Source organism: Bradyrhizobium sp. 153 (assembly GCF_023073835.1).
Taxonomy (GTDB): Bacteria; Pseudomonadota; Alphaproteobacteria; order Rhizobiales; family Xanthobacteraceae; genus Bradyrhizobium.
Window position 1 is genome coordinate 39,179 of the sequence record NZ_JADPKH010000041.1, and the last position, 14,239, is coordinate 53,417.

Here is a 14,239-nt window from a genome sequence, read left to right on the forward strand (position 1 = left end):
AAGAGGGGCCGGGATGTTGATCCCGGCCCCTCTTCCGTCGTGGCCGCTGGGAAGCGTCCTTGAAACGTTATTGTTCGGGCTCTAGCCGGCACCCATCAAGGAGGCCGGACGGCGCTCGCCGCTGGAGGTGAACATCTTCTTGAGCTTGTTGACCACACGGATCAGAAAGCCGATCATCACGGGATTGGTCTTGCGGCAGAAGGCGATCTTCTTGACGTGCCCTTCGACATGCCATTTGGCATGCGCGCCGTCGCGGAAGAAAATGACGTCGCCGGGGCCGTAGCGCTTCGGCGGCATGCCGTCGCTTTCGAGCACGATCGATCCTTCCATGATCATGATCGTCTCGTCGATATCGTAGTACCAGTTGAAGCGCCCTTCGGTGCAGGCCCAGATGATGGTTTGGGCCGTGCCGTCGGCACTGGTGGACAGGACGCGCGAGCGCGACACCGGGTTACCCTCGATGATCCAGGACGGCTCGATCGGCCGCAGCTCCAGATCCACATTGCAACTGCCGATCTCAATCATTGCGCGCGACATCTGTTTCCTCGGGGAATGAAATAAGTTTGACCGGGTCGGAGCCCGGACTGTTTCAATGATCCTCGCGACGCTAGTGATCGGCTTTTAATTCTTCCTTACGCAGGCCTCGACAATCGGCCGTAGTTGAAGCCGCGAAGCGCGTTAACGCAGTGATTTCCTGCCAATTGGACTATGTGAACCCATCTTTGCCGGGGGGTGCGACAAAATGCGCGAGGGAGTCATCGATGCTCCTCGCGCTCGAGGTTCTGACAGCCAATCGCGGTGCTCACCTCTCCTACAGGAGAGGTGAGCAGGTTACTTCGCCCACTCGCCCTTGCGGAACACCGGCACCTTGCTGCCGTCGGCGAGAATGCCGTCGATGTCGGTCTCGGCCGAGCCGATCATCCAGTCGATATGGATCAGGCTCTGGTTGCCGCCCTGCGCGGCGATCTGCTGCGGCGTGAGCTGCGCGCCGTTGACGAAGCATTTCGAGTAGCACTGGCCGAGCGCGATGTGGGACGCCGCGTTCTCGTCGAACAGCGTGTTGTAGAACAACAGTCCGCTCTGCGAGATCGGCGAGGAATGCGGCACCAGCGCCACCTCGCCGAGGCGGCGCGCGCCCTCGTCGGTGTCGAGCACCTTGTTCAGCACCTCCGCGCCGCGCGAGGCCTTTGCGTCGACGATCTTGCCGTCCTCGAAGCGCACCGAGATGTTATCGATCAGGGTGCCCTGGTAAGACAGCGGCTTCGAGCTCACGACGTGGCCGTAGACGCGGCGGCAATGCGGCGTGGTGAAGACCTCTTCGGTCGGAATGTTGGCGTTGCAGCTGATGCCGTTCTTGGAGAGCGAGGCGCCGCCTTCCCATTCATGGCCATCGGCAAGTCCGATGGTGAGGTCGGTGCCCGGCCCCGAATATTGCAGCGCGCGGAAACGCTGGCCATTGAGCCAGTTGGTGCGCTCGCGCAGGACCGCATTGTGGCTCGCCCAATTGCTAATCGCGTCCTCACGGTCGACGCGGGACGCCGCAAAGATTGCATCCGCGAGCTTGCCGATTGCGGCGTCCTCAGGGTCGTCAGGAAACACCTGCCTGGCCCAGGAAGGGCTCGGATAAGCGATGATGTTCCAGTTGGTATCGAAATTGACGATTTTTTCCAGCGCCGGTTGATAGGCCATGGAATTGGCCTTGCTGGCGCGCGCCACCTTGGAGGGATCCTCGCCCGACAGCAGCATCGGATTGTCGCCGACGATGGCGAGCCGTGCGGTGTTGTCCGAGAATGCCTTGGCCATGCCCTCATACAGCCAGCCGGCAGCACGATCGAAACTATCGTCGTGGCCGTGGCGGTAGCGCGCCAGCGTCATCTCCTCATCCGACAGGATCGGCGTTACGATGCCGGCGCCGGCCTTGTAGGCGTGCACGGCGATCCGCCGCACCAGCGGCAGTGCGACCGCAGGCGCCGTCAGAAGAAGATCCTGCCCCGGCCGCAAACCCAGCCCCACCTTCACCGCCACCTCGGCCAGCCGGTCGAGTTTCGCGGGATTGATGGGAGTAGCGGAATTGCGGTGATCAGTCATACGGGGCCCTCTGCCGAAAGTCTCTCGTTCAATCTAAGCCCAGGATCGCGAGGCGCAAGTGCGCGAGCACCTTGCGGCAGGGAGAGATACGCAGTTTCACGCATATTGGTTTTCAACGCGTTGCCGATTTCAGCACCCGGTCAACCATGGCGGGCGCAAGGCCGAGGTAATTTCTTGGCGAGGTGAGTGCCTCGATTGTGGCACGGTCGATGCAGTTCAAGACGCGGGAGTCGGATGAAAGCGCATCCGCCAGCGAGAGACTTTTCTCATTGGCGAGCCGGCAGGCGTCATAGACCATGTCATGCGCCTCCTGCCGCCCGATTTGCGGCGCGAGCCCCATCATGACCGCTTCGGCCACGATCAGGCCGCGGCTGATGGCGAGATTGTCATTCATCTTCGCCTCGTCCACGATGAGGCCTGCGAGCGCAAACTTCGCCTGGTGCAGCGCGCCGGCGGTCAGCACGAAGCTTTCTGGGATTGCCATCCATTCGGCGTGCCAGGGGCCGGTGGCGCGCTCGAAATCCTGCACCATCGCATCCAGCATCAGGCCTGCATGCTGGCGCACCGCCTTGGACGCCGCAAGCATCAGTTCGGAGGAGATCGGGTTGCGCTTCTGCGGCATGGTGGAGGAGGCGCCGCGCCCCTTGACGAAGGGTTCGTAGAGCTCGGCAAACTCGGTCGAAGCCATGATCATGATGTCGAGCGCTATCTTGCCGAGCGAGCCGGTGACGAGCGCCAGGAAGTTCACGGCCTCGGCAAAGCCGTCGCGCGCGACGTGCCAGGTCGAGGCGGGAACGCCGAGCTTCAGCTCGGCGCAAAGCGCCTCCTGCACCTCGAATCCCTTGTCGCCGAGCGAAGCCAGCGTGCCGGCAGCGCCGGCAAACTGGCCGACCAGGACGCGCGGCCTCAACTGCGTCAGACGCCCGGCATGACGGTCGAACATCGCGAGCCAGATCGCGGTCTTGTAGCCAAACGTCACTGGCAGCGCCTGCTGCAGATGGGTGCGGCCCGCCATCGGCGTATCGCGATATCGCTTGGACAGGTCTGCAAGAATGCGGCGCAGTTCGGCAATGTCCCTTTCGACGATTTCGAGCGCGGCACGCAGTTGCAGGACCACCGCGGTGTCCATGATGTCCTGCGTGGTCGCGCCCCAATGCACGTAGCGGCCAGACTCGCCGCACTGCTTCACCATCTGATGCACCAACGGCAGGATCGGATAGCCGACGATGTCGGTCTCCTGCCGCAACAGATCGAAATCGAGCGCGGCAACATTGGTCCGGGCCGCGATCTGATCGGCGGCGTCCTGCGGTATCACGCCGCATCTGGCCTCTGCCTTCGCCAACGCGACCTCGACCTCGGCATAGCGCGCCACCAGCGCGATATCGGAGAACACCTCCCGCATCTCGGGCGTGCCGAAGGCGTCCCGGAACAGCATGGAGTCGAGCACGGTGGTCCCAGTGGGAAAAGCGGGCATGGGCATTTCTTCGTGGTTGGAGTGTTCTGTGTGAAGGCAGCTTACGCGGGCCATGCTATTCGACAATGCCTGCCATACGACCGATGTCGTCCTGGCGGATGCCCGTGGGCATTCGCCGGGCATTCGCCAGACGACGCTGGGGAGATGTCCGACACTGCCGACGTCGCTACGCTTGCGGATTAAGCCAGCGGCAATCCGCGCCAAGCCTCCACATTCTGTCGAGGTCGTGTTCCCATCCGAAAACAGCATAGTTGGCATCACGCGATCGTGGTGAACCTGACAGTCCCTTCGTCGGACTTACAGGTTTCAAGTCGAAATCCATTTTAATTTTTGTATTGCCTGATGTCGTTGTGAGGACTGAGTTTTCGACGTGCAATTTCTGTTCCGGGACCATCTTCTCGATACCGACCGGCGCGAGCTGAGCCGCGAGCAGGTTCCCGTTGCCGTGGAACCTCAGGTTTTTGACCTGGTCGTGCATCTCATGGAGAACCGCGACCGGGTGGTCAGCAAGGGTGAGCTGATCGACAAGATCTGGCACGGCCGCAGCGTCTCCGAATCGACGCTGACCAGCCGGATCAACGCGGCACGCAAGGCGATCGGTGACAATGGCGCGAACCAGGCGCTGATCCGCACCATCGCGCGCAAGGGCTTTCGCTTCGTTGGCGACGTCGAGGCAAAGCGCGGCGCGGCCGTTCAGGAACCCGGCCCCGCGGCGCCGTTGGCGCAGACCACGCTCGCGCTACCCGACCGGCCCGCAATCGCCGTGCTGCCCTTCACCAACATGAGCGGCGACCGCGAGCAGGACTATTTCTCCGACGGCATCAGCGAGGATATCATCACCGCCCTGTCGAAGCTGCGCTGGTTCTTCGTCGTCGCGCGCAACTCGTCCTTTGTCTACAAGGGGCGCGCTGTGCACGTCCACGAGGTCGCACGCGAGCTCGGCGTGCGGTACGTGATCGAAGGCAGCGTGCGGCGTAGCGGCGAGCGCCTGCGTATCTCGGCGCAGCTCAACGATGCCTCGACCGGCAGCCATCTGTGGGCCGAGCGCTACGACCGCGAGCTCGCCGACGTCTTCGCCGTGCAGGACGAGATCACCGAGGCGATCGTCGCGGCGATCGAACCGCAGCTCTACGCCGCCGAGAGCTTTCGCGCCCAGCAGAAGCCGCCGGGCAGCCTGGATGCCTGGGATCTGGTGATGCGCGCATTGTCGCGTTACTGGCGCATCACGCGCGAGGACAATGCCGCTGCGCAGGAGCTGCTGGAAAAGGCAATCGCGATCGATCCCGCCTATGGCAAGGCGCTGGGCCTGCTCGCGACCAGCCGCATCTTCGGTGCGCATATGGGCTGGGCGGAAATGGCTGCAACCGTGCCGGTCGCCGAACGCGCGGCGCTGGCGGCGGTGGAAGCCGATCGCGACGATGCCTGGGCGCATCACGGCCTCGCCTATACTTATCTGTTCCGCCGCCGCTTCGAGGACGCATTGGCGGAGTTCGATCTGGCTCTCAAGCTCAATCCGAATTTCGCGATGGCGTACGCCTTCTACGGTGTGACGCTGTGCTACGCGGGACGATGGCAGGACGGCGACGCCGCCGCGCGCCGTGCGTTGCGGCTGAGCCCGCGCGATCCGCTCGCCGGGATCTATGGTGGAGTTGCGGCCTACGCCCGGTTCATCGGCCGCGACTACGAAGGAGCCGTGCAGATGGCGCGCGAATCGCTGCGGCAACGCAGCGATTTCGTCGGCGCGCATCGTGTGCTGACAGCCGCGGCCGGTATGTCGGGAAACGCGGCCCTTGCCGCGTCCGCCCTGCACGGCCTGCGCCGCGCCCAGCCCGGCATTTCGCTTGCCTGGATCACGCGCGAGCTGCCGATGCTACGCGACGAGGATCGCGCGCATTACCTGGAAGGATTGCGGCGCGCAGGGATGAGGTAGCTCGCCACAGCTTACCCTGCCCTGGGGGCCTCCAGGGGAGGGTCAGAAAAGTCCTACTCCTGCATCATCTCGCCGCTGCCGCCGAACTCGGCAGGAAAGTCCTTCAGCTTGGGCAGGCCATCGCGCATCGGCAGCACCGTCTCGGCATAATTGACGTGGACGCCTGGCGAAAATGCGAGCGTGGGGATGGTGGCGGTGAAGACGTCCACCAGGCCGAGCGGCGGGTGGTTGGTCATGAGATGACCGCCGCACTTCTTGCAATATTTGCGTTGGCTGAGCGGCGTCTTGGCGAAGGTCTCGACGTTCTGGGCGCCTTCGGTGATGCGCACCGCCTCGGGCTTCCACAGGCTGAAGGCATTCACCGGTCCGCCCGACCACGACCTGCAAGAACGGCAATGGCAATAGCCCATCGCCTCCGGCTCGCCCGTGACCTCGATCGTGACTGCGCCACAGAAGCAGTTTCCGAGATGTTTCATTTTGCTCGTCTCCATTGGGATCGATATTGCTGGTCGGGCCAGCCACGCGTCCTCCTTTCGGTGGACGCCTGGCGCGAGGCGAAGACTATACCGATCTGCGCCAGGGAATAAGCATCGACACGCGTTGTTTGTACTGCCGGTACTCGTCCCCGAAGAGAGCGACGAGGTCGCGCTCCTCCAGCGCGATGCCGACGAAGATGTAGAGCGTGGTCACGGCGGCGAACAGCAGATGGCCCGCGGTCATGACCGGCGCCGCCCAGAACGCGATGATGAAGCCGAGATAGATCGGATGACGAACGAACTTATAGAGCAGCGGCGTCTTGAACCGCGCAGGCGCCGCTTCCTTGCCGACGAGATGGTTGGTCACCTGATGCAGGCCGAACAGTTCGAAATGGTTGATCATGTAGGTCGAGGTGAACACCAGCACCCAGCCTGCGAAGGACAGCGTGACCAGCGTCACTGCAAAATCGGGATCCTGGACCTCCCATACGACCGAAGGCAGCGGCCGCCACTGCCAGAACAGGAGCAGCAACGACAGGCTCGCCAGCAGCACATAGGTGCTACGCTCGACTGGCTTCGGGACGAACTGCGTCCACCACGCCTTGAAGCTCTGACGCGCCATCACGCTGTGCTGGATGGCGAACAGGGTCATCAGGAGGAGATTGATGATGACCGCCTCAAGCGGGGGCGTGGCGGTTCCGGTGTCGATGGTCTTCGGCACGACCAGCCCCATCACGAAGCCGATGGCGTAGAGAATGGTGACGAAAAACACGAGATATGCCGCAATTCCGTACAGAAAGGCGGCGAACTTGAACATGCGTGAGCCCGCAACAGCCGGGCTGATCGAATGAACCTGATCAATCTGAGACATGGAAAGCTCCGTTGTGCCAAAACATCGGCACTATGTGGTCGCCCCACCATGCGCTTCGGACGGGCCCGAGACTTTCGCCGACAATTGATTTTCGCCTGAGATGCCATTGATTTTTGCTTGAGACGACACAAAACGTGCGATTTTGCTTTGAAGACAACGTGCTCGACGGCGACCTGCGGGAACTCACCTGCGCCGGTGTCGCCGTGCCGTTGCAGCCGCAGGTGTTCGATCTGTTGCTCTATCTGGTTGCTCAACGCGCGCGTGTGGTCAGCAGGGATGACCTGATCAGCCAGATCTGGAGCGACCGCATCGTCTCCGATTCCGCCCTGAACAGCCGGATCAACGCTGCGCGCAAGGCGATCGGCGACGACGGCGCCACCCAGCGGCTGATCAAGACCATTCCGCGCAAAGGCTTTCGTTTCGTCGGCGAGGTTCAGGAAGAGGTGGCGGCTTCGCCTGCGCCCGCTATATCCGTTCCTGCCCGGCCGCACACCGTCTCGGATCGCCCGGCAGTCGCGGTGCTCGCCTTCGAGAACATGAGCGGCGATCCCGCGCAGGACTATTTCGGCGACGGCATCAGCGAGGACATCCTCACCGCGCTGTCGAAACAGCGCTGGTTCCTGGTGATCGCCCGCAACTCGTCCTTCACCTACAAGGGACGCGCGGTCCACATCAGGCAGATCGCCGAGGAACTCGGCGTCCGCTACATCGTCGAGGGCAGCGTGCGCAAGGCGGACAACCGGGTGCGCATCACCGCACAGCTCAACGATGCCACATCAGGCAGCCATCTCTGGGCCGAGCGCTACGACCGCGAGCTGATCGACGTCTTTGCCGTGCAGGACGAGATCACCAACGCGATCGTGGCGGCGGTCGAGCCGCAGATCCACGCGGCCGAAAATTTTCGCGCTCACCGCAAGCCGCCTGCGAGCCTGGATGCCTGGGATCTGCTGATGCGGGCACTGTCACACTATTGGCGCGTGACGCGGCAGGATCACGAGGCCGCTCGGACGCTGCTGGAGCGCGCGATCGGAATTGATCCGAATTATGGTCAGGCGCTGTCGGTGTTGGCGGCAAATCATATGTTCGGCGTGCATCTCGGCTGGGCCAAGCTTGCTGCGGTGGCGCCAGTGGCGGAAGCCGCCGCGCTCGCTGCCGTGCGCTGCGACCATGAGGACGCCTGGGCGCATGCCGCGCTGGGGAGCGTCCTGTTCTCGACACGCAGGCTGGCCGACGCACTGTCCGAGTTCGAGCAGGCGCTCGCGCTCAATCCGAACTTCTCGCTGGCGCAGGGCTATTACGCGCTGGCACTGTCTTATGCCGGACGCTCGAAGGAATCGTTCGAGGCGGCGCAGACGGCAATCCGGCTCTCGCCGCGCGATCCCTCGCTGGCGATCTATCACGGCATTGCCGGCTATGCGCGCTTTACCGAGCGGCACTATGACGAGGCGATCGCGCTCGCGCGCGAGGCGATCCGCCACCGCGGCGACCTCACCGGCGCCTACCGCGTGCTCGCGGTCTCCGCCGGCATGACCGGGGACGCAAAGCTGGCAGAGATCGCGCTGGGCGAACTCCGCCGCGCCCAGCCCGGCATCTCGCTCCACTGGATCGCGACGCAACTGCCGTGGGCCAATGACGCCGACCGCGAGCACTATCTAGAAGGATTTCGGCGGGCGGGGTTGCGATGACGGGCCTGCCCACGACGCTGTGTCGCTAGCCGCACCGGTCATGTCGGCCAACGACCGACATGACCGGTACACAGCGATATGAGGCAGATAAATCAAAACAGGACGCGCTGTGCATTTTTTGTGCGAACGTTGTCGCGACTTTCATCTTGCGGCGCCGAGCGAGACTATGTGAGCCTCGCTACCGGATGGGGACTGGGATGGGCCGGCCGTCGCTTTGCGCGCGAGGACGTTGCGAAGCGTTAACGGCTGACCTCGCTTGAGAAAGATACGACATGCCGAAACGAGTGTTGCTTGGTCTCCTCCTGGCTTGCGGCCTCACGGCCCCGGCGCTGGCGCAAGAGCCGAAAACAGGGGGCGTGATCAATGCCGTAATCCAGCCCGAGCCGCCCGGCCTGATGCTTGCAATGGTCCAGAACGGTCCGACCCAGATGGTGTCGGGCAACATCTTCGAGGGGCTGCTGCGCTACAGCCCCAAGCTCGAGCCGCAGCCGGAGCTCGCCGAGAGCTGGAGCGTAAGCGAGGACGCGAAAACCTACGCCTTCAGGCTCAGGAAGGGCGTGACCTGGCACGACGGCAAGCCCTTCACCGCCGCAGACGTGCTGTTCTCGGTCGAGATGCTGAGGCAGACCCACGCGCGCGCCCGCAACAACCTCGCCCAGGTCGACAAGGTCGAGGCGCCCGACGACTACACGGTGGTCTTCACGCTGAAGCAGCCGTTCGGCCCGTTCCTCGGCATCTTCGAGGTTGGCTCGATGCCGATGGTGCCGAAGCATCTGTATGAAGGCACCGATTTCAAGACGAATCCCTACAACAACGCGCCCATCGGCACCGGCCCCTTCATGTTCAAGGAGTGGCAGAAGGGCTCGTTCATCCGCCTGGTCAAGAACCCGAACTATTACGAGAAGGGCAAGCCTTATCTCGACGAGATCTACTGGCAGATCATTCCCGACGCCGCGGCCCGCTCGGTGGCGTATGAGACCGGCAAGGTCGACGTGCTGCCCGGCGGCTCGGTCGAGAACTTCGACGTGCCGCGGCTGTCCAAGCTGAAGGACACCTGTGTCACCGGCGCCGGCTGGGAGTTCTTCTCGCCGCTGGCCTGGCTCTGGCTCAACAACCGCCAGGGTCCGCTCGCGGACAAGCGGGTGCGGCAGGCGGTCATGTATGCAATCGACCGCGATTTCGCCAAGGATGTCATCTGGAACGGGCTCGGCAAGGTCGCGACCGGCCCGTCCGCCTCGACCATCAAATATTACACCGACGACGTGAAAAAGTACCCGTACGATCCGGCCAAGGCCAAGGCGCTGCTGAAGGAAGCCGGCTACAAGGGCGAGAAGATCCGCCTGTTGCCGCTGGCCTATGGCGAAACCTGGCAGCGCTGGGGTGAAGCGGTGAAGCAGAACCTCCAGGACGCCGGTATCAACATCGAGACGATTGCCACCGACGTTGCTGGCGGCAACCAGAAGATCGGCGAGTGGGACTATGACATCGCCTTCACCTATCTCTATCAGTACGGCGATCCCGCACTCGGGGTAGGACGCAATTACGTCTCCAGCGCCATCGCCAAGGGCCAGGTTTTCAATAACGTCGAAGGCTACTCCAACCCGGAGATCGACAAGCTGTTCGCCGACGGTGCTGTCGCGACCCCGGACTCCAAGCGCAAGGAGATCTATGAGAAGGCGCAGAAGATCCTGGTCGAAGACGTGCCGGTGGCCTGGATGCTCGAGCTGCAATTCCCGACCATCATGCGCTGCAAGGTCAAGAACCTGATCACCACGGGAATCGGGGTCAATGACGGCTTCAAGGACGCATGGCTCGACAAGTGATGGTGCAGGCCGCACGCTTGTTTCACCTCCCCCGCTTGCGGGGGAGGTCGACGCGCTTGCAGAGCGCGGCGGGAGAGGGCTTTCTCCACCCGGTGTCATCTCTGCGGAAATACCCTCTCCCCTGCCCTCTCCCGCAAGCGGGAGAGGGAGCGCACGGCGATCGCCGCTGCGTTCAACCTGATCTGATCGCCATCTAATTATGCTCTCCTTCGTCGCTCAGCGTGTCCTAAAGGGCGTGATCGTCCTGCTCGCGATCATCGTTCTCAATTTCTTCCTGATCCGACTTGCGCCCGGCGACCCTGCGGTGGTGATGGCGGGCGAAGCCGGCGCCAGCGACCCGATCTTCGTGAAGCAGCTCCGGGAAAAGTTCGGCCTCGACAAGCCAATGCCCGAGCAGCTCTTCATCTACGTCAAGGGCGTCGTCACTCTCGACCTCGGCTTCTCCTTCCGCCAGCAGGCACCGGTCGCAAAGCTGATCGGCGAACGGCTGCCGGCGACGCTACTGCTGACACTGACCGCCTTCACGATCTCGCTCGTGCTCGGCATCCTCTTCGGCACCTTCGCCGCGCGCTTTGCCGGAATCTTCCTCGACACGGCCATTACCGTCTTTGCACTGATTTTCTACGCCATGCCGATCTTCTGGGTGGCGCTGATGGGGATCCTGCTGTTCTCGGTCACCATGGATTGGCTGCCGAGCTTCGGCTACGAGACAGTCGGCGCCAATCTCACCGGCCTTGCCCACGCGATCGACGTCGCAAAGCACCTGATCATGCCGGCGATGACCCTCGGGCTGTTCTTCATGGCGACCTACACCCGCATGACGCGCGCCTCGATGCTCGAGGTGAAGCGGCTCGACTTCATCAAGACCGCGCGCGCCAAGGGCCTGTCCGACGCCGTGATCCAGCGCCGCCACGTGCTGCGCAACGCTCTGCTGCCGGTAGTGACGCTCGCCGGCGTGCATTCCGGCACGCTGATCGGCGGCGCCGTCATCACCGAGACCGTGTTCGCCTGGCCCGGCATCGGTCGGCTGATGTACGACGCGCTACTCCAACGCGACTACAACCTACTGCTCGGCGTCTTCGTGATCTGCTCCGCCATGGTGCTGATCTTCAACCTCATCACCGACCTGGTCTACCGCCTGGTCGACCCGCGCATCGAATTCGCCTCATGAAGCAATTTTGGAAATCGATGTTGAAGAGCCCGAGCGGCGTCATTGGGCTCGTCATCCTGCTGCTTGCGATCTCGGTCGCGGTGTTCGGGCCGATGCTGTTCCCGAACTCGCCCTGGCGCATGGTGCAGCGGCCGTTCCTGCCGCCCTTCACGCTGCAGGCCGTGCCGCTCGGCACCGACGCGCTCGGCCGCGACGTGTTCGCCGGCATGATCTTCGGCGCACGCGTCTCGCTGCTCGTTGGCCTTGTCTCGACGCTGGTAGCCCTGATCGTCGGCGTGCCGATCGGCGCGATGGCCGGCTATTTCGGCGGCAAAGTCGACGATGCCTTGATGCGCTTCACCGAATTCTTTCAGACTATTCCAAGCTTCGCGCTCGCGATCGTGCTGGTCGCAATCCTGCAGCCCTCGATCTATTCCATCGTGGCCTCGATAGCGGTGGTGAGCTGGCCGCCGGTCGCCCGCCTCGTGCGCGGCGAGGTGCTGTCGCTGCGCACGCGCGAATATGTCCAGGCCGCGGTAGTCACGGGACAGAGCAACACCTGGATCATTTTGCGCGAGATCCTGCCGAACGCACTGTCGCCCGTGATCGTGCTGGCCTCGCTGATGGTGGCGACTGCAATCCTCTTGGAATCCTCGCTGTCGTTCCTTGGCCTCGGCGATCCCAATCTGATCTCCTGGGGCTACATGGTCGGCGCCGGCCGGACCGTGATCCGCCAGGCCTGGTGGATCACCGTGTTTCCCGGCGTGGCCATCCTGATCTCGGTGCTCGGCCTCAATTTGATCGGCGAAGGCCTAAACGACGCGCTCAATCCGCGACTGTCGCGGGAGGGGCGCTGACGATGACCGCACCGCCCGCCATCTCCATCAAGAGCCTGAGGATCGCGCTGCCCAAGGGCGCCGAGCGTCCGTTCGCCGTCGACGGCGTCTCGCTCGATTTGCAGCCCGGCAAGATCGTCTGCGTCGTCGGCGAGTCCGGGTCCGGCAAGTCGATGTGCGCGCATGCGCTGATGGGCCTGTTGCCGGACACCGTGTCGGTCACCTCCGGCGAGGTCCAGTTCGAAGGCCGCGACCTGCTCAAGCTGGGCGACGACGGCTGGCGCGATCTGCGCGGCCGCAGGCTCGCGATGATCTTTCAGGAACCGATGACCGCGCTCAATCCGTTGATGCGGATCGGCGACCAGATGGCGGAGATGTTCGAGGCCCATGGCCAGCTCACGCCGAAGGAGCGGCGCGCAAGAGCACTCGCGTTGGCGCGCGAGGTCGGCCTGCCCGACCCCGAGCGGATCGTGCGCGCCTACCCGCACCAGCTCTCCGGCGGCCAGCGCCAGCGCGCCATGATCGCCATGGCGCTCGCGCTTGAGCCCGCGGTGCTGGTCGCCGACGAGCCGACCACTGCGCTCGACGTCACCACGCAGGCACAAATTCTCGATCTGATCCGCAATCTCCAGCGCAACCGCAACATGGCGGTGATGTTCATCACCCACGATTTCGGCGTGGTCGCCGACATCGCCGACCAGGTCGTGGTGCTCCGACACGGCAAGGTGGTCGAGGAAGGTCCCGCTGCGACGGTTTTCCACGATCCGCAGCACGACTACACCAAGGCACTGCTCGCCGCCGTGCCGTCGATGGACCCGCCGGTGCGCAAACTGCTCGACGATCAGGCCCGGGCCGTCGAGGTGATCGGACTGGACAAGACCTACGTCACGTCGGGCGGCTGGTTTCGCGAGGACCGCCGCGTCGAGGCGGCGCGCGAGGTCAATTTCAACATCCTCAAGGGCGAGACGCTCGGCCTCGTCGGCGAATCCGGCTCCGGCAAGTCGTCGGTGGCACGGCTCGTGATGCGGCTGATCGAAGCCGACCGCGGCACGGTGCGGATCGGCGACACCGATCTCACCTCTCTTTCGGGCAGGGCGCTGCGCGCCGAACGGCATCGCATCCAGATGATCTTCCAGGATCCGTTCGCCTCGCTCAATCCGCGGCGCAAGATTGGCCACATCATCGCCGACGGCCCGATCGCGGCCGGCACCGATCCGAAGGTCGCGCTCGACCGCGCTCGCGATCTCCTCAGGATGGTCGGCCTCGACGCCGGCGCCCTCGAGCGCTATCCGCACGAATTCTCCGGCGGCCAGCGCCAGCGTATCGGCATTGCGCGCGCGCTCGCGCTCGAGCCCGAGATCATCGTCGCAGATGAAGCCGTCTCCGCCCTCGACGTCTCCGTGCAGGCGCAGGTGTTGAAGCTGCTCGAAGACCTCAAGGCGCGCCTCGGCCTTTCGATGCTGTTCATCACCCATGATCTGCGCGTCGCGGCGCAAATCTGCGACCGCATCGCGGTGATGCAGCGCGGCGCCATCGTCGAACTCAAGCAGACCGCGCAGCTCTTCGCCGCGCCCGAGCACGCCTATACGCGTGAACTGCTGTCGGCGGTACCGGGGCGAAAGGCGCGCGCGCCGGCGGCATGAGCGATCGTCGTGACGGGTTCGCCGAGCTGCAAGATTGTTCCAAAAACTTGCGGGTGATGCCGGCGAAACATCTTTGGTCGATCGGCATTTGCTTTGCAGAGACTGCCTTGCCGGTGCGGCAAGAGTAAGCTGTCATCGGCGTTCGCTCGCGCGGTAATTGCAGCGGCGCGATAAGAACGGTGAACAGCCCGTACCTGGCGCAGGAACACCCGGACGTTGGGACGCCCGCGCGGTCACGGGCTTTTTATTCCGTCGTGAACGGG

The 14,239-nt window shown here is 63.7% G+C and carries 11 protein-coding genes; 6 read left to right on the plus strand and 5 right to left on the minus strand.

The genetic code is table 11. The annotated features are described in order from the left end of the window. Window positions 1-81: 81 nt before the first annotated feature. The 3 genes from IVA91_RS11395 to pcaB form a co-directional block, all read right to left on the minus strand. Window positions 82-537, minus strand: a complete 456-nt coding sequence (locus tag IVA91_RS11395; RefSeq protein ID WP_247281717.1) for a cupin domain-containing protein — start codon at window positions 535-537, stop codon at window positions 82-84. 294 nt (window positions 538-831) lie between these two features. Next, the gene (locus IVA91_RS11400) at window positions 832-2,088 is read right to left on the minus strand and encodes an aminopeptidase (RefSeq protein WP_247281718.1); all 1,257 of its coding nucleotides are present in this window, start codon (window positions 2,086-2,088) and stop codon (window positions 832-834) included. Window positions 2,089-2,200: 112 nt separating this feature from the next. Further along, window positions 2,201-3,562 (minus strand): 3-carboxy-cis,cis-muconate cycloisomerase, encoded by a 1,362-nt coding sequence (gene pcaB, locus IVA91_RS11405; protein ID WP_247281719.1) that lies wholly within the window; start codon window positions 3,560-3,562, stop codon window positions 2,201-2,203. A gap of 370 nt (window positions 3,563-3,932) precedes the next feature. On the opposite strand from pcaB, the gene IVA91_RS11410 reads away from it, so the two are divergent. Beyond that, complete coding sequence (locus IVA91_RS11410; protein ID WP_247281720.1) at window positions 3,933-5,492, plus strand: winged helix-turn-helix domain-containing protein; 1,560 nt, start codon at window positions 3,933-3,935, stop codon at window positions 5,490-5,492. Between the two features lie 53 nt (window positions 5,493-5,545). Here IVA91_RS11410 and IVA91_RS11415 read toward each other — a convergent pair whose 3' ends face one another. Beyond that, window positions 5,546-5,968: a GFA family protein gene (locus IVA91_RS11415; protein ID WP_247281721.1), complete on the minus strand. Its 423-nt coding sequence runs from the start codon at window positions 5,966-5,968 to the stop codon at window positions 5,546-5,548. 85 nt (window positions 5,969-6,053) lie between these two features. Further along, window positions 6,054-6,839 (minus strand): methanethiol S-methyltransferase, encoded by a 786-nt coding sequence (gene mddA, locus IVA91_RS11420; protein ID WP_247281722.1) that lies wholly within the window; start codon window positions 6,837-6,839, stop codon window positions 6,054-6,056. Between the two features lie 134 nt (window positions 6,840-6,973). Here mddA and IVA91_RS11425 point away from each other — a divergent pair, with 134 nt between their 5' ends. From IVA91_RS11425 to IVA91_RS11445, 5 genes are all read left to right on the plus strand, one after another. Further along, on the plus strand, window positions 6,974-8,524 hold the full coding sequence (locus IVA91_RS11425; protein WP_247281723.1) for a winged helix-turn-helix domain-containing tetratricopeptide repeat protein: 1,551 nt from the start codon (window positions 6,974-6,976) through the stop codon (window positions 8,522-8,524). Between the two features lie 272 nt (window positions 8,525-8,796). Then, window positions 8,797-10,347, plus strand: a complete 1,551-nt coding sequence (locus IVA91_RS11430) for an ABC transporter substrate-binding protein (protein ID WP_247281724.1) — start codon at window positions 8,797-8,799, stop codon at window positions 10,345-10,347. Window positions 10,348-10,546: 199 nt separating this feature from the next. Then, on the plus strand, window positions 10,547-11,518 hold the full coding sequence (locus IVA91_RS11435) for an ABC transporter permease (protein ID WP_247281725.1): 972 nt from the start codon (window positions 10,547-10,549) through the stop codon (window positions 11,516-11,518). Then, on the plus strand, window positions 11,515-12,354 hold the full coding sequence (locus tag IVA91_RS11440; protein ID WP_247281726.1) for an ABC transporter permease: 840 nt from the start codon (window positions 11,515-11,517) through the stop codon (window positions 12,352-12,354). The genes IVA91_RS11435 and IVA91_RS11440 overlap by 4 nt, the downstream gene beginning before the upstream one ends. Window positions 12,355-12,356: 2 nt before the next feature. After that, window positions 12,357-13,976: an ABC transporter ATP-binding protein gene (locus IVA91_RS11445; protein ID WP_247421668.1), complete on the plus strand. Its 1,620-nt coding sequence runs from the start codon at window positions 12,357-12,359 to the stop codon at window positions 13,974-13,976. The last annotated feature ends 263 nt before the right edge of the window (window positions 13,977-14,239 follow it).

Coding starts and splice junctions, on each gene's coding strand:
- pcaB (WP_247281719.1), bottom strand. CDS start 3,562: ATGCCCGCTTTTCCCACTGGGACCACCGTGCTCGACTCCATGCTGTTC.
- IVA91_RS11435 (WP_247281725.1), top strand. CDS start 10,547: ATGCTCTCCTTCGTCGCTCAGCGTGTCCTAAAGGGCGTGATCGTCCTG.
- IVA91_RS11430 (WP_247281724.1), top strand. CDS start 8,797: ATGCCGAAACGAGTGTTGCTTGGTCTCCTCCTGGCTTGCGGCCTCACG.
- IVA91_RS11400 (WP_247281718.1), bottom strand. CDS start 2,088: ATGACTGATCACCGCAATTCCGCTACTCCCATCAATCCCGCGAAACTC.
- mddA (WP_247281722.1), bottom strand. CDS start 6,839: ATGTCTCAGATTGATCAGGTTCATTCGATCAGCCCGGCTGTTGCGGGC.
- IVA91_RS11395 (WP_247281717.1), bottom strand. CDS start 537: ATGTCGCGCGCAATGATTGAGATCGGCAGTTGCAATGTGGATCTGGAG.
- IVA91_RS11440 (WP_247281726.1), top strand. CDS start 11,515: ATGAAGCAATTTTGGAAATCGATGTTGAAGAGCCCGAGCGGCGTCATT.
- IVA91_RS11445 (WP_247421668.1), top strand. CDS start 12,357: ATGACCGCACCGCCCGCCATCTCCATCAAGAGCCTGAGGATCGCGCTG.
- IVA91_RS11415 (WP_247281721.1), bottom strand. CDS start 5,968: ATGAAACATCTCGGAAACTGCTTCTGTGGCGCAGTCACGATCGAGGTC.